The organism is Shewanella aestuarii (assembly GCF_011765625.1).
Lineage (GTDB): Bacteria > Pseudomonadota > Gammaproteobacteria > Enterobacterales > Shewanellaceae > Shewanella > Shewanella aestuarii_A.
The window spans coordinates 2,194,813-2,210,189 of sequence record NZ_CP050313.1; the positions used below are offsets into that span (position 1 = coordinate 2,194,813).

Sequence of the window (15,377 nt, forward strand, 5' to 3'; positions counted from 1 at the left end):
TCTAAAGGAATAAACACGGATAAAATAAGTGGGCATGGTAAAACCACTTACGTTTTACGCATGAATAATCACACAAGATTATTATGCTTGTTACCTACGCAGGTTCTAACCTGATCAGGTTCAACGGATCCCGAATTAACGGTCTCAGCCTTATTGGCACTCCGACAAGATGGCAGCAGTATAATCAGATTTAATTCACAATAACAAGTGCTAACTGGTTAGTCCTGTTTGATTACTTTTACCGCATATCAAACATTACCTTGCTTTTTAAAAAAGTTTCTTATCAATTACTGACTAAGTTATTCACTGGTATATAATGTTGTTTATCCTTAAAAATAAAGCCTCTGTAGCGCTTTATATTTACCGTCAATATAGGTTTTTATTAATGAAAGTCACTCTGTTAATTCCTGCACGCTATGGCTCTACTCGTTTTCCCGGAAAACCATTAGCACCTATTAATGGTAAACCCATGATCCAACACGTATATGAGCGTGCGAGTTTAGCAAAAGGTGTCGATAATATTTTTGTTGCAACCGACAATGAACGCATTAAACAAGCCGTTGAAGGCTTTGGCGGAAAAGTCGTGATGACCAGTCCAGATGCAGCTTCTGGAACCGACCGCATCAATGAAGCCATTGGACACTTAGGGCTTGCAGACGATGATTTAGTGATTAATGTGCAAGGCGATCAACCCTTAATTGACCCTATTTCGATTGAACAATTAGTCACGCTATTTAAAAAGCATCCTGGTGAATTTGAAATGGGCACTTTAGGTGTTGAGATCACCAATAAAAGCGAATTAGACGATCCGATGAATGTCAAAGTGGTCTTTGATAATAATCATTATGCTTTGTATTTTTCTCGAGCTCGTATTCCATTTGGTCGTGATACCAATGAATACCCTGTTTACAAACATATTGGGGTTTATGCTTATACTCGCCGCTTCGTCAATGCTTTTGCAAAACTTCCCTTGGGTAAACTAGAAGATATTGAAAAGTTAGAGCAGCTACGCGCATTAGAATACGGACATAAAATTAAAATCGCCATCAGCGCCTTTGACTGGCCAGATGTTGACACACCTGAAGATATTAAAAAGTGCGAACTTCGTCTAGCGGTTGATTAACACAAAGAGGTTAAACATGGACTTGTCCGGTTTGGAAGTATGGCTCATCATTATCTTGGTTGTGGGTGTCATTGCCAGTAATTTAGCGGTGCTCAAATACAGTGCTAAATTTAAAATGCCACAGTTAGGCGATCACAAAGATAAAAAAATTGATGATGGGAAATCTCATTCAGCTGAAACACCTAATTCTGACGATGACACTAAAGCACCATAGTTAAGCCATAATCATCTATATCTAAACACATTAAATCTTAATTGCAACACTTCATGCAGGCTGCAAAATGTAGCCTGCACTCTCAAACGTTCCTTAAATATTGGTAATGTAAGCAGTATGCCACTTTCTACAAATCATGATGTAAATACTAAACAAAACACCCTAAATACTCTCAACACAACTCAAACATTGTCAGATAAAATGTTAGCGCGAATAGATAAATCAGAAGCGCGAGTCATTAAAGCCATTTTTCCATCAAACACTAACCACCATAACACCTTATTTGGTGGCGATGCCTTGGCTTGGATGGATGAAACCGCCTTTATCGCCGCCACGCGCTTTTGTCGTAAATCTTTGGTTACTGTGAGCTCTGATCGCATTGATTTTAAAAAGGCCATTCCAGCCGGAAGCTTGGCTGAATTGATCGCCAGAGTTATTCATGTGGGTAATACATCTCTGAAAGTTGAGGTGAATATTTTCGTTGAGGACATGTACAAAGACGAACGTGAACATGCTATCCGCGGCGTTTTTACTTTTGTCGCAGTGGATGAAAACCGCAATCCCGTAAAAGTATGGTCCAACTGCTAATATCGCCTTCAGTGTGAAAGTATTAAACGCCGTTATTATCTAGTTTAAAGAAACAAAGTGTGGCAGAACAAACCACACTTTGCTTGCTGCCAGTTTACTTTTTACAACGCAAACAAAGCTATCGTCACCAACCAATGCTTTTGATTGATGTGCTGTTGAACTGAGCTGTTCTTGAAGAACATCGATTTTGTCAGCATCAATGTTTTGTCAAAGGTAATAATATCCTTAGCACTGAAGCGGTTATACCTATTAGACTAAAGTCTAATAACGTATCCTTCCCACCGCAAACACTTAAGAAAGCAATGGAATATCAGGTAACTTTTCTGTTACATTAAATAAATCTTCACGTGCAACAAAGAATAAAACAGCCATGAAGCTAGAAAATTTAAATATTATCATTGCGGACGACCACCCTCTTTTTCGTAACGCATTACGCCAAGCACTCAGCTCAACATTTAACAACACTCAATGGTATGAAGCTGACAGTGCTGATGCGCTGCAGAAGCTTATGGATGAAGCGCCGGCTGTATTTGATTTAATTTTATTAGATCTGCAAATGCCAGGCTCACATGGATATTCCACCCTAATCCATATGCGTAGCCATTATCCTGATATACCCGTTGTGATTATCTCTGCGCATGAAGATATCAACACCGTAAGCCGAGCCATTCACTATGGTAGTAGCGGTTTTATTCCGAAATCATCATCTATGGAAACCCTTGCCGAAGCGCTAAATGCTGTGCTTTATGGTGATATCTGGTTGCCAGAGGGCACTCAAATAGTCCCCGTCAGCGACGATGCCACAGACCAAATGGCCGGTAAACTCTCAGATTTAACCCCACAACAATATAAAGTGTTGCAAATGTTTGCCGAAGGATTACTTAACAAACAAATAGCTTATGATTTTGGGGTCTCAGAGGCCACCATCAAAGCCCATGCAACAGCGATTTTTAGAAAACTTGGAGTTCGTAATCGTACTCAGGCTGTCATCGCTCTAAAACAATTGGAAATGGAAAAGGTTGATTTGTCTTGAGCTTATCAATTCATTTACCTTTTTCCCAAGCCTGTGAAAACAACAAACATCCTATTTTGAAAGTGATATCCCCGCTTCTCACACAAGCTAAGACACTACTTGAAGTAGGAAGTGGTACAGGACAACATGCTGAGTATTTTGCCCAACAATTACCACATTTACGTTGGCAGGCAAGTGATCAGGCAATAAACCTACCCCATTTAAATTGCCGCTTTAACCTAGCTGAATTAGGCAATTTACCTTTGGCCATTGAGCTTGATGTCAGTGGTAATTGGCCAGTCAGTACCTTTGATGCCATCTACACAGCAAACACATTGCATATTATGAGTAAGCCCTTAGTTGAATCATTTTTCAATGGGTTAGCAATTGTGAGTAAATCTAATAGCCAGTTATTTATTTACGGGCCATTTAATTATCAAGGCCAGTTTACTAGCCAAAGCAATGCCGACTTTCATGTTTGGTTAACTCAAAATAATCCTTTGAGCGGGATCAGAGATATTGAGTGGATTATGGATCTCGCTGTTCAGCAAGGTTTTCAACTGCAAACTGATTTTGAGATGCCTGCAAATAATCGATTACTGCACTTTAGCCGCTAAAGTCATTCAAATGATGATACTCGCCAGTAAAGGGTTATTTACACTGTTTAACAGCTTACTTTTATTAGCAAAAATCGGTACATTGTTTTCCATACAATGACAATATGACCAATCACAATAAATAATTGAACACAAGGACATGCATTATGGGTTCAGTGACTTTCAAGAAGCATCCCAACGGCCTCGACTATGTTGAGGTCAACACCCGCTTATGCCAAGCCAGAATTTTTTTGCAAGGCGCACAAATAGATCAATTTACTCCCACCAATAAAGCACCTTTACTTTGGGTATCAGATGCTGATGATTATCAACCTGGGAATGGCATTCGGGGAGGCATTCCCGTTTGTTGGCCTTGGTTTGGTATGAGTGACGTTGAGGGGTTCCCACAACACGGTTTTGCGCGCACCAGTATTTGGTCACTTGATTCTGTTAATATGCGCGATGAACTCATTGATTTGGTATTCAGTTTAAAAATAACCAAGCCAAACAAGCACTATTGGCCTCACGATACTGAGGTAAAAATGCTATTTACCTTAGGCGAAACCTTATCTGTAAGCTTGCTAAACAGAAACACTACAAACTACCCTGTCACGTTAACTCAAGCGCTGCATACTTATTTCCCAATTGGAGATATCCACCAACTATCAGCCAGTGGTTTTTCAGGTTCAAAATACATTGAGTTTGGTGAAGGGCCTTTTGAGCAATCCCAAGACGAAGTGACATTTGATAAAGAAACCGATCGTGTTTATACCAATCTGTCAGCAGTGCAAACCTTACAGACTCCAAATGGTGTCATTGAGATCAGCCGCGAGAATAGTCATTCCGCCGTATTGTGGAATCCATGGATTGATAAATCAATCCGACTATCGCGCTTCAATGCTGATGATTATTTGTCTATGGTATGTTTAGAGGCGGCAAACGTATTAGAAGATAAGTTGCAATTAGCACCTGGGGAAAGCCACACCCTAACTACTCATATCCGTTGGGTTTAGTTATACTTTATGCCAACACTGTTAAGCCAGAGTTAATCCTCTGGCTTTTTAATATGTAGATGATTAATGATTAACGGCTTAATTACCTTAAAAAGAACTTTAACCCTTTTGCTGGTAATTCTTATCGGCTTAGGCTGGTACGTTAGCCAAAACTTAACCCCATTAAGTGTCAAACTGCTAAATAGATTACTTACGCCCTATAATATTCAGGTACTGAATTTAGACTCACAATTTATATCAATTAATCAATTGGTCATTCCAAGGCTTATTTTACAAACCGAAGATAGCTACATCGCAATTCAGGACTTTGAACTTGAGCTAACCGATACTCTATCCATCATCCAAAATCAGCGGTTAGCACCGAGTGATATTGTTAAACTCACTACCAAAAGCATATATGTTGATTTAGGTGAGAGTTTTTTCAATCGTCAAGCTAAGCAACAAACCGAAACCAGTGCAGCATGGCAGTTGGTGTTTAATCAAATTCCTCATATTGATCTAGGGGAAGTGTTACTGCTATTACCCGAAATACATAGTCAGGGCTTAATTGCAGATAAAATCCGTCATCAGTTAAAAATGGATTATTTTATCCTCACTCCCGCTGGCGAATTAAATACACAGTGGCGTTTTGATGATAGGCAGTTATTTAGCTTATCGGCCATGTTTACCCCGGTTATGTGGAGCTTTGAATCAAAGCTTAACTTCACTCAAAGCCAGCTAGGGCTAAATGCGTTATCTCATTATTTAACCGCAGCACTCAAACTAGATGCCACATCTGATGACAAAGCGGTTAATACTTCAGTATCACATGGGGCTATATTTGAGGCTCAGCAGCGATTACAAGCTATTTTACAACCCATTAATGATAACCAAATCGCATTTAACGGTAATTGGCATGCTAAAATTAATTACGATTTACCCAGCCAATCCATTCAATCGACACATCACTTTACAGAATTATCAGTGGCCTCTCAGTTGTGGCCAGAACTTGGATTCAGCCTTGCTGAATCATTTAAACTCGATGTTGATATTGGCAATCAATTAATGCCTCACAGACTCAATACCCCGCCAGCATTAACTTATAGTGCGTTAGTGTCAATTCCACCGGTAAATCAGCAATTTCAGCTGTCAGATAAGCAATTACTTCAGCTAATCACACGCATCACTACTGACAAAAAGGCGCAAGAATATCTCGCCTTCATCAATCGATTTAAGGCTGGCGTTAGAGCTGGCGACATTGCTGAAAAGCCCAATAAATCCGCTACACCATTAGATTTTAAGCTAAGTATTAACGGTCCAAGTCAATTGTGGATTAACCTTGATGATAACCAAAACTCATCATTCAGTTTTAACACCAGCAAGATTACAGCTAGCCTTGAAAACTTAATTTTCGATAATCAGTTTTTACTGACAAATATTGCGCTGAATGATAAAGCAGAAGTAAAGTTTGATGTGAAACTCGCCTTAAAAAGCGCCACAAAAACAGACTTACTCTCCTTAGCATTACCCGCTGATGTAATTGCAAAACCAACATTAGATAAGGCACTTATCGCTAATAGCCTCACCTATAACAATCTATCATTAGACTTACAATCTGAGTTCAGCAAAACTTTATTTGATGAGCAATTACCCGATGAATATCTGCAAACCTTCACCATCAAACCCAACTCTCATCTAAATGGAAGCCTTATCCATTTTAAAAATAAAACCACATCCTCATTGCTGGCAGCTAAGGCTGAGCTTAACTTAACCCAAACATCAACACTGGTGAATAAACTTGGTAAAACAGAGTTACAATTAAGCCCGTTGAGCTTAGTCATCAAAGACGCAACCTTGAATAATCAACAAGGGTTAAGTACTGATGAGTCTTTACCTCAATCGTCTTTAACTAAGACTTTTCAATCAAAACTTATCAATGTGTTATGGCAGCCAAACACAAAATTTGACTTTATTAATGATGACAAACACCCCCTTGATGTGCAGCTAAAAAATCAAGCAAGCCAACACCTTATCGATGCGACATTATCAGAAATTAAGCTTCAGCAAACTTCAATCAATCAGGCTTCCGGTAAGTCGCGTCGGCAAACATTATTAAATCTAGATTTAGTCAACCTGAGTCAAAAGCTCAAAATTAAAGATGGTATTATAAGCAGTAAAGATCATTGGCAATTTGACACCATCACAGCCAATAGCCAGCATCTAATCCAACCCTCTTCAAAAACCATTGCGGGTCAATGGCAGCTAGACACTGAACTCATTGATGCCATGCCGACGGTAAGTAAAAACCAACCTATAGCGACTGGCTTAAACATAGCGGGCAAAGCATCAATTAACAGTAGTTTTTCCTTTACTGAACGAGCCGATAAGCAACTATTTGAAATGCGCTTAAACCCAGAGTTTTCACGCTTGAATATTGATTATTTAGACAATTATATTTTAGATGGCTATATCTTCAGTCAATGTCAATTTAACTGGCAAAAAAACACTGAAGAGCAATATGCATCTAGCCATTTAAGTTGTCCTGAGAGTCAGATCACCATCGCCAAAGGAAAATCAGGTTTATTATTTGATAATCTAAAATTAACAGCCAATATTGATCTTGGCGTAAACCCTGATAAACCGTTAAACAACTGGTTGCAAAAAATAACCGGCTTAAGTAATACAGATATCAAATTGACGGCTGAAGGAGAGCTACTCGATGGTAAGTTCATTGTGCCTGAATTTGTGGTTAAATTGCATGATAAATCAACTGGATATTTATTGTTACAAGGGCTTAGCTTACAGAAATTTTTAGAACAACAGCCTCAAGTTGGGGTATATGCTGATGGTATTTTTGATGGCGTACTACCTGCCGAGTTTGCAGATGGCAAATTTAGCTTTAGTGGTGGGAATCTTGCGGCAAGGCAACCAGGAGGCTTGATCCAAGTAGCTGACAACCCAGCAATAGAGGAACTTAAACAAACTCAACCCTATTTAACCTTAGTGTTTGACGCCCTAGCCCATTTAGAATATCAACAACTGTCTAGCACTTTTGATATGCAAACCAATGGTGATGCACAAATCAATATTTCGGTGAAAGGTAAAAGTAAAGATATTGTCAGGCCAATACATCTCAACTATGCTCATGAAGAGAATTTGATCCAACTTTACAAAAGCACCCAAATTGGTCATCAACTAGAATCGACGATTGAGAAGTCAATCAATTAAGGAACATATAGTGAAACTTCCCGTTGTTTTTGTACCCTTACTCATTTTTATTAGTTTACAATCTGGCTGCTCACCAACGGTTAAAATTGAACCGCCCGACAAGCCAATTGTAATTAACCTAAACGTTAAAATTGAGCACGAAATTAAAATTAAAGTCGACAAAGAGCTCGATAATTTAATCGAAAATGAGCAATTATTTTAACTGGAGCAGCGACAATGAAACACAGCTTATCTGTTTTGGTCCTATGTGGTTTATTCGTCAGCATATTATTGTCAACTGATGTGCATGCCATAACCTTGCAACAAGCTAAATCCACAGCCGTTGTTGGTGAGCAAACAAATGGCTATTTAGGTATCATCAAACCTTCAGTTGAAGTAGAAGCACTTGTAAAAGACGTCAATTCAAAAAGACAACAGCACTATCAACGAATTGCTCAAAAGAATGGAATAAGTACTGAAGATGTTGCTAAATTGGCCGCAGAAAAAGCCATTGCCGCAGCGGATAAAGGCCATGCGTATCAAAATAAACAAGGTGAGTGGCAAATAAAATAACGGCTCATATCAAACAATAGAACCGTTATCGATAATTTGATTGGCCGAACTAAATTCGCTTAAACGGGATTACTCACATCAATAAAGTGATGTTTTATAGCAAACTTTTCAGCTAAATGTTCACCTAATGCTTGAATACCATATAACTCGGTAGCATGATGCCCCGCTGCAAAATAATGTATGCCTTGTTCCGATGCGCTGTGGAAGGTTCGCTCTGATACTTCGCCGCTAATAAACGCATCAACTCCCATTTGCACGGCATAATCAATATAATCCTGTGCCCCCCCGTACACCATGCAATGGTACTAATTAACTTAGCTTGATCACCAATGTGTAACGCTTCGCGATTCAACACTTGCTTGATATGTGCAGAGAAATCTTTTGCCGTCATAGGATGGGTTAAATGGCCATGCCACAATAAATCTTGCGCAACCTGTTCATAAACAGTGGGATTAAGTATGCCCAGCTGATGTGCTAATTGCGCATTATTCCCCACACCATGATGAGCATCTAAAGGTAAATGGTAGCCAAACAAATTAATATCATTGTCCATTAAGGCTTTAATTCGGCGATATTTCATACCCGTCAACACTTCTGGCTCATTTTTCCAAAAAAAACCATGATGCACGATAATCGCATCGGCATTTAATGTTGCAGCTTGCTCAATTAACGACTGGCATGCAGTCACCCCGGTCACTATGGTACTAATTGTCTCTGTACCCTGCACTTGCAGACCATTTGGCGCATAATCTTTAAACTTATCAACCGCTAAAAACTCAGCTAGATATTTTTCTAGCGCTTGACGTTGAACACTATTAGATTGATAAATAGCCATATTGTTAACCTTGAAGCTTCCATATTCACTTAACTTTAGTTTACCTCATCCATGGTATTACAACATCATAGATATCAATATTTGGCTATTTTTATGCAAACTCATCTCATTGAATCAGTACATAATATCAATAAGTAAAATATGCTTAGACCACCCGAAAACAGCCTAGGGTTAATGGGCTGATACGAGGGATTAACTCGGCAAATTGGACTTTTTATCTTATTAACCATTAAAATTAGCCGAAACCAAAGAAAAATGGCTCGATAAAATATAGGTTATATTATGACAACATTAACAAAGGATGAGGTGATTAGTTCACTAAAAGCTGTACTAGAAAAGCAAACGGGTAAAGCAGTTTCAATCGAACAATCTGGTAGCTGGTATAAAATTGATGGCGGTAAATCTGTACGTTTTAGCGAACTTGAAGCCAAACTGGCTCAATTAAGTGACGCAGCGGGAACGGAAGTCACAGTTGACAGCACACCAGCGAAGACGAAAAAACCAGCTAAGGCTGAAACTGAACGTGAAGGTGAAGGTGAAGGTGAAGGTGAAGCAACAAAAACTGCCACATCTGAAAATACCCAATCAGTGGGTCTTACCCCAAAACAACTATGGCGAGCAAAATTAGCACAAGCTTCAGGTAAACAAACTTTACCTCGTGGTTTTTAATGTGTTGATAAATTTAAAGGCGCTGTCGAGCGCCTTTAAAAGTTCTTACACTTAATAACAAGAATTACATCGCTATATCTACCCGCACATAGCCCTTTAAATAAACAACCCTCACTTGATCCCCTGCATTAAATATCATCCCGGGATCAAGATCTTGAACAACCATCACTTGCGTACCGTCTTCTTGGTTAATCATTAATTCCACCAATTGATATTCTAGATAATATTCACGGTTTCCATACTGATTAGCCAGTCCACCACCCAATAAAGCTCCTAATACGGTGGCCACATCTTGACCTCTTCCGCCGCCAAATTGATGGCCTACAACCCCACCAATTAATGCGCCACCAAAAGTTCGCCAGCCTTGATTACGATCTTCCACTAGCTGTTTTTCGGTAATATTTCTCACCGATCCAATATGACCATAGAGCACTTTTTCAACAGGCACGGCTTGATTACGTTCATATTTGGCTTGTGTATGGTTATTCATCAAGCCAATCCCACAAAACATCAGTAAAAAAAGCGTTAAAACACGACTTGAGATTTTCAACATAGGTATTTTCCGCTAAGTTAATAATAGGGCTTATTTACTAACTATAATCAATTGTGAATTCACTGTCTTATTTAAATGAACACGTATACTTTCCTGCGCCTGAACAAGCCTTAGAAGATCCTAATGGCTTATTGGCGATTGGTGGTGATTTACATCCCAAACGTTTACTCGAGGCTTATTATAACGGCATATTCCCATGGTTTAATGAACGTGACCCAATTTTGTGGTGGTCGCCAAACCCAAGAGCCGTTTTTGTACCTCAACTGCATTTTGGTAGTCGAAGTTTACGCAAGTATATTAAAAGGACATCATGGCGTTTCACCATTAATCATGCGTTTTTAGATGTGATTGCTGCGTGTGCCCAACCTCGCCCAGACCAACAAGGCACTTGGATCAGTGCAGAAATCCAAATGGCCTATTACGAATTGCATTTACAAGGTAAAGCACATTCATTTGAGGTTTGGGATCAACAACGACTTGTTGGTGGTTTATATGGCATACCTGTCGGTAAAGTATTTTGTGGTGAATCCATGTTCCATCGACAAACTAATGCATCTAAAGCGGCGTTTGCTATGCTTAATCAGCATCTGGCTAAACTTGATTTTGCATTAATTGATGCTCAGTTAGTTAATCCACATTTGACTAACTTAGGTGCCAAAGCAATCAGTCGTGATGAGTTTTTAGCTATATTGCGTCAACAAAGAGATGCGCCAGTACCTAGCGCATCTTGGCAAAAACAAGAGGTTCAGTTTGAATTCTAAATCAGTATCTGTCGGGCTTAGCAAAGCATTTGACTGTAATTATATTAAAGGTAATCAAGAACAGCTGTTGGTTATTCAAGAGTCCGAACTTGATGGCCACCTGTTTGAGCAGTTACTTGCTATGGGTTTTAGGCGCAATGGCAATGCAATATATAAGCCTCGCTGCCCAAGTTGCCAAGCTTGCCAGTCTATCCGGGTACCAGTGGCAAGCTTTACCCTATCAAAGCGTCAAAAAAGAACGTTAAAGGCTAATCAGGATTTACATTGGAAAGTCGTCGACAAAACGACTGAAGCACATTACCAGCTTTATGAGCGCTATATAACAGCACGGCATTCTGATGGCCCTATGTATCCACCTTCTCAAGCACAGTTTGACGATTTTTTGTTATGTGATTGGCTTTCTGTCATGTTTATAGAGCTATACGATGATGACAAATTAATTGGAGTAGCAGTAACCGATAACTTAACTTACAGTTTATCGGCTATTTATAGTTACTTTGATCCTGAATATCAAAAGCGCTCACTAGGATCGTTAATGATTTTAATCCAATGTCAATTAGCACGAACATTGGCTAAACATTTTGTATATTTAGGTTATCAGATCGATGTCAACCGAAAAATGTCTTATAAGCGCCAATATCGTCCTTATCAGATACTCACAGCAAATGGTTGGCAAAATGGTGACGCACATACACCTCTTTCTTGTTAACGGCCTTTACAGCAAGGCAATTTTGCGGCATGATACGCCCGATTTTTCATATTTGAAGGCTAATGGGATAACTAATTAATGGCGAAAGAAGACAACATTGAAATGCAGGGCACTATCCTTGAGACCTTGCCAAACACAATGTTCCGCGTAGAGCTTGAAAATGGTCATGTGGTGATAGCCCACATCTCTGGCAAAATGCGCAAAAACTACATCCGTATCTTAACGGGTGACAAAGTCACTGTTCAGTTGACTCCTTATGATTTATCAAAAGGACGTATCGTCTTCCGCGCACGTTAATGATGTAAGTTTAGTTTTCGTATGAAAAAAACCGACATAATGTCGGTTTTTTTATGGCGTAGTTTTCAGTTTTTGTTGTTGAAAAAAATAAGATGGCAAATACCATCTTATTTTAATCAATAGTTTATGAACTACTACGAGACTTTTTCTGGCACTTCACACTCAATGTGTAACTCACCGTTTTGCACATCAATATGGGCAATACCACCAGATTCGAGTTTACCAAATAGAATCTCATCCGCTAAAGGTCGTTTTAGTAGTTCTGTCACTACTCTGCTCATTGGGCGTGCGCCCATGGCTTTGTCGTAACCCTTCTCAGCTAAGAGGGTTCGAGCCTCGTCGCTCACTTCTAACACAACGCGCTTGTCATCTAACTGTGCTTGAAGTTCTACTAAGAATTTATCAACCACTTTGGCAATCACTGTCATATCTAAATGGTTAAACCAAACAATTGAATCGAGTCGGTTGCGAAACTCTGGTGAAAACACTTTATTTATTTCAGCCATGGCATCTTGAGTATGATCTTGTTGCTGGAAGCCAATCGATTTACGAATAGTTTCCTGTACACCTGCGTTAGTGGTCATCACTAAGGTTACGTGTCTAAAATCAGCCTTACGGCCATTATTATCTGTTAATGTGCCATGATCCATCACCTGCAATAACAAGTTAAACACATCAGGATGGGCTTTTTCTATTTCATCTAACAGCACTACACAATGCGGATTTTTAATCACAGCATCAGTGAGTAAGCCGCCTTGATCATAACCAACGTATCCAGGAGGCGCGCCAATTAGACGTGAAACGGTATGGCGCTCCATATACTCAGACATATCAAAACGGATCAGTTTTAAATTTAACGCCACCGCTAATTGGTTTGTCACCTCTGTTTTACCAACCCCTGTCGGACCAGCAAACATAAAACTTCCCACAGGCTTTTTATCGTTACCTAAACCACTTCGAGACAAGCGTATAGCCGATGATAAGCTCTCAATGGCTTTGTCTTGGCCAAACACAACCATTTTAAGGTTACGCTCAAGGTTCTTAAGTAAGTCTTTATCAGTCGATGATACCGACTTCTCAGGAATACGAGCAAGCTTAGCAATAATGGTTTCAATCTCGGCCTGTCCAATGGTTTTCTTACGCTTACTTTGAGGCATCATTACCATACGAGCACCGGCTTCATCAATGACATCAATTGCTTTATCAGGTAAATGACGATCATTAATGTGCTTAGCAGATAAACTAGCAGCACTGCTAATAGCAGCATGGGTATAGCGAACGCCATGGTGCTCTTCGTATTTAGACTTTAAGCCCATCAAAATTTTAGTGGTTTCGGCTACAGAGGGCTCATTAATATCAATTTTTTGGAATCGACGTGCTAATGCGCGATCTTTCTCAAAAATACTTTGGTATTCTTGGAAAGTTGTAGAGCCCATGCAGCGCAATTTACCGCTAGATAAGAGTGGTTTCAGTAAGTTAGAAGCATCCATAACCCCACCGGATGCCGCACCAGCACCAATAATGGTATGTATTTCATCTATAAATAAAATCGCATGTTCATCTGTCGATAATTCTTTTAATAAACTTTTAAAACGCTTTTCAAAATCACCGCGATATTTAGTACCAGCCAATAGCGATCCCATATCTAATGAGTACACAGTAGCATTTGCCATAACCTCTGGTACTTCTTGCTTAACGATTCGATAAGCTAAACCTTCAGCAATTGCTGTTTTACCCACGCCAGCTTCACCAACTAATAACGGGTTGTTTTTTCTACGGCGGCAAAGGGTTTGTATTGCACGCTCGACTTCTGCGTCTCGGCCAATCAAGGGATCAATCAATCCATCTTTGGCCATTTGATTTAAATTTGCCGCAAATTGCGCCAGCATGCTGCTATCTTCGCTAGATTCTGATTGTTCTTCTAAACGCTCGTTGTCTTGATTATCCGCTTTATCTTCATCCTTAGAAAAACCATGGGAAATAAAATTAACCACATCTAAGCGGCTAATATCGCAACGACGTAACAAATAAACGGCTTGAGATTCTTGTTCACTAAATATGGCAACCAGCACATTGGCACCGGTAACCTCATTGCGCCCAGAAGATTGAACATGGAAAACTGCACGCTGCAGTACTCGCTGAAAACCCAATGTAGGCTGAGTTTCACGATCTTCAGCGGTTTCTGCAATAATGGGTGTAGTTTGCTTTATAAAGTTACTGACTTCTTCACGAAGTTTATTAATGTCAGCACCACAGGCCACTAAAGCCTCGTATGCGGCAGGATTATCTAATAATGCTAATAATAAATGTTCTACCGTCATGTATTCATGACGCGAATCTCTAGCTTGCTGAAACGCTAGGTTCAGGGTGACTTCCAGATCTTTGTTCAGCATAAGCATCCCCTCAAATTAACCACAGACTGCAGATATAAGATATTTTTACTCTTTCTCTAATGTACACAGTAACGGATGTTGGTTTTCTCTTGCAAATTGATTTACTTGTAAAACTTTTGTTTCTGCAATTCCAAATGGATAAACACCACACAAGCCTTTTCCCTTGTGATGAATCGCCAGCATGATATCTACTGCTTGCTGTTCATTTTTATCAAAAAAACGTTGTAACACTTCAACCACAAAGTCCATTGGAGTGTAATCGTCATTATTTAGAACCACCTTATACATATTGGGTCTTTGTAATTCCGATTCAACTTTTTGATCAGTTTGTTCAATGCTGCCTATTTTTGCCATGCTTTAATACTAGCCTCTCATTTCAATGTCGACCATTGATAACTATAAAATTAATTAAATGTTGCCTTTTTGTTAATTTCTACTTGACATCTTTTCGCACAAATTTCATTCTGTTTGTCAGGCGGCGAATAACAGACCGCTGGATAATAAGTTTTACTATCTTACTGGTAAGTAGACAAGAGAAGGAAGTGGAAGTATGGCAAGCGGAACTGTTAAATGGTTCAACAACGCCAAAGGATTCGGGTTTATTTGCCCAGATCAGGGTGGCGAAGATGTTTTTGCACATTATTCAACTATTGAAATGGAAGGTTATCGAACGCTTAAAGCGGGACAACCAGTTTCTTTTGAAGTCGAAGCAGGCCCTAAGGGGATGCATGCATCAGCCATTTCACCAACAAAGTAATTGTTGATGAAACTATAAAACAAAAAGACAGGGATTTTAATCCCTGTCTTTTTATTTTGTGCAAATTTGAATAAAAAATCGCGCCCAAATGCGCGATT

Annotated in this window: 17 protein-coding genes, 1 pseudogene and 1 riboswitch; of the genes and pseudogenes, 14 read left to right on the forward strand and 4 right to left on the reverse strand. The window is 39.4% G+C overall.

Annotated features, from left to right (window positions below; all coding sequences use genetic code 11):
• Nucleotides 1-74: 74 nt before the first annotated feature.
• Nucleotides 75-174: riboswitch (TPP riboswitch) on the reverse strand.
• A 211-nt stretch (nucleotides 175-385) separates the two neighbouring features.
• The 9 genes from kdsB to HBH39_RS09905 all read left to right on the forward strand — a co-directional run bounded on the left by kdsB (nucleotide 386) and on the right by HBH39_RS09905 (nucleotide 8,305).
• Nucleotides 386-1,123, forward strand: a complete 738-nt coding sequence (gene kdsB, locus HBH39_RS09865) for a 3-deoxy-manno-octulosonate cytidylyltransferase (protein WP_167677830.1) — start codon at nucleotides 386-388, stop codon at nucleotides 1,121-1,123.
• Between the two features lie 22 nt (nucleotides 1,124-1,145).
• Nucleotides 1,146-1,337 carry a DUF2897 family protein gene (locus tag HBH39_RS09870; RefSeq protein ID WP_167680034.1) on the forward strand — a complete coding sequence of 64 codons (192 nt, stop codon included), beginning with the start codon at nucleotides 1,146-1,148 and terminating at the stop codon, nucleotides 1,335-1,337.
• A 201-nt stretch (nucleotides 1,338-1,538) separates the two neighbouring features.
• The gene (locus HBH39_RS09875) at nucleotides 1,539-1,925 is read left to right on the forward strand and encodes an acyl-CoA thioesterase (RefSeq protein WP_167680035.1); all 387 of its coding nucleotides are present in this window, start codon (nucleotides 1,539-1,541) and stop codon (nucleotides 1,923-1,925) included.
• 370 nt (nucleotides 1,926-2,295) lie between these two features.
• Nucleotides 2,296-2,958: a response regulator transcription factor gene (locus HBH39_RS09880; protein WP_167677832.1), complete on the forward strand. Its 663-nt coding sequence runs from the start codon at nucleotides 2,296-2,298 to the stop codon at nucleotides 2,956-2,958.
• 8 nt (nucleotides 2,959-2,966) lie between these two features.
• Nucleotides 2,967-3,554: a DUF938 domain-containing protein gene (locus HBH39_RS09885; protein WP_167680036.1), complete on the forward strand. Its 588-nt coding sequence runs from the start codon at nucleotides 2,967-2,969 to the stop codon at nucleotides 3,552-3,554.
• 146 nt (nucleotides 3,555-3,700) lie between these two features.
• Complete coding sequence (locus HBH39_RS09890; protein ID WP_167677833.1) at nucleotides 3,701-4,546, forward strand: D-hexose-6-phosphate mutarotase; 846 nt, start codon at nucleotides 3,701-3,703, stop codon at nucleotides 4,544-4,546.
• Nucleotides 4,547-4,612: 66 nt separating this feature from the next.
• Entirely contained in the window at nucleotides 4,613-7,753 is a 3,141-nt protein-coding gene (locus tag HBH39_RS09895; RefSeq protein WP_167677835.1) for a YdbH domain-containing protein, read from the forward strand.
• 10 nt (nucleotides 7,754-7,763) lie between these two features.
• Nucleotides 7,764-7,955, forward strand: a complete 192-nt coding sequence (locus HBH39_RS09900; protein ID WP_244325635.1) for a YnbE family lipoprotein — start codon at nucleotides 7,764-7,766, stop codon at nucleotides 7,953-7,955.
• A gap of 14 nt (nucleotides 7,956-7,969) precedes the next feature.
• The gene (locus tag HBH39_RS09905) at nucleotides 7,970-8,305 is read left to right on the forward strand and encodes a YdbL family protein (protein WP_167677837.1); all 336 of its coding nucleotides are present in this window, start codon (nucleotides 7,970-7,972) and stop codon (nucleotides 8,303-8,305) included.
• Nucleotides 8,306-8,364: 59 nt separating this feature from the next.
• Here HBH39_RS09905 and HBH39_RS09910 read toward each other — a convergent pair.
• A pseudogene (locus HBH39_RS09910) lies at nucleotides 8,365-9,140 on the reverse strand (Nif3-like dinuclear metal center hexameric protein).
• A gap of 282 nt (nucleotides 9,141-9,422) precedes the next feature.
• Between HBH39_RS09910 and HBH39_RS09915 the strand changes: the two are divergent.
• Entirely contained in the window at nucleotides 9,423-9,809 is a 387-nt protein-coding gene (locus HBH39_RS09915; protein ID WP_167677839.1) for a hypothetical protein, read from the forward strand.
• A gap of 64 nt (nucleotides 9,810-9,873) precedes the next feature.
• On the opposite strand, the gene HBH39_RS09920 is transcribed toward HBH39_RS09915, so the two are convergent.
• On the reverse strand, nucleotides 9,874-10,320 hold the full coding sequence (locus HBH39_RS09920) for a glycine zipper 2TM domain-containing protein (protein ID WP_244325795.1): 447 nt from the start codon (nucleotides 10,318-10,320) through the stop codon (nucleotides 9,874-9,876).
• A 95-nt stretch (nucleotides 10,321-10,415) separates the two neighbouring features.
• Between HBH39_RS09920 and aat the strand changes: the two genes are divergently transcribed.
• The 3 genes from aat to infA all read left to right on the forward strand — a co-directional run bounded on the left by aat (nucleotide 10,416) and on the right by infA (nucleotide 12,129).
• Nucleotides 10,416-11,123, forward strand: a complete 708-nt coding sequence (gene aat, locus HBH39_RS09925; protein WP_167677843.1) for a leucyl/phenylalanyl-tRNA--protein transferase — start codon at nucleotides 10,416-10,418, stop codon at nucleotides 11,121-11,123.
• A complete protein-coding gene (locus HBH39_RS09930) occupies nucleotides 11,113-11,832 on the forward strand; it encodes an arginyltransferase (RefSeq protein WP_167677845.1) in 720 nt (239 codons plus the stop codon). Before aat ends, HBH39_RS09930 begins: the two co-directional genes overlap by 11 nt.
• Before the next feature lie 78 nt (nucleotides 11,833-11,910).
• On the forward strand, nucleotides 11,911-12,129 hold the full coding sequence (gene infA / locus HBH39_RS09935; RefSeq protein WP_011496276.1) for a translation initiation factor IF-1: 219 nt from the start codon (nucleotides 11,911-11,913) through the stop codon (nucleotides 12,127-12,129).
• 134 nt (nucleotides 12,130-12,263) lie between these two features.
• On the opposite strand, the gene clpA is transcribed toward infA, so the two are convergent.
• Together clpA and clpS are read right to left on the reverse strand one after the other, a co-directional pair.
• The gene (gene clpA / locus HBH39_RS09940; protein WP_167677847.1) at nucleotides 12,264-14,522 is read right to left on the reverse strand and encodes an ATP-dependent Clp protease ATP-binding subunit ClpA; all 2,259 of its coding nucleotides are present in this window, start codon (nucleotides 14,520-14,522) and stop codon (nucleotides 12,264-12,266) included.
• Nucleotides 14,523-14,567: 45 nt separating this feature from the next.
• Complete coding sequence (gene clpS / locus HBH39_RS09945) at nucleotides 14,568-14,876, reverse strand: ATP-dependent Clp protease adapter ClpS (RefSeq protein WP_167677850.1); 309 nt, start codon at nucleotides 14,874-14,876, stop codon at nucleotides 14,568-14,570.
• Between the two features lie 196 nt (nucleotides 14,877-15,072).
• On the opposite strand from clpS, the gene cspD reads away from it, so the two are divergent.
• Nucleotides 15,073-15,279: a cold shock domain-containing protein CspD gene (cspD, locus tag HBH39_RS09950; protein ID WP_167677852.1), complete on the forward strand. Its 207-nt coding sequence runs from the start codon at nucleotides 15,073-15,075 to the stop codon at nucleotides 15,277-15,279.
• The last annotated feature ends 98 nt before the right edge of the window (nucleotides 15,280-15,377 follow it).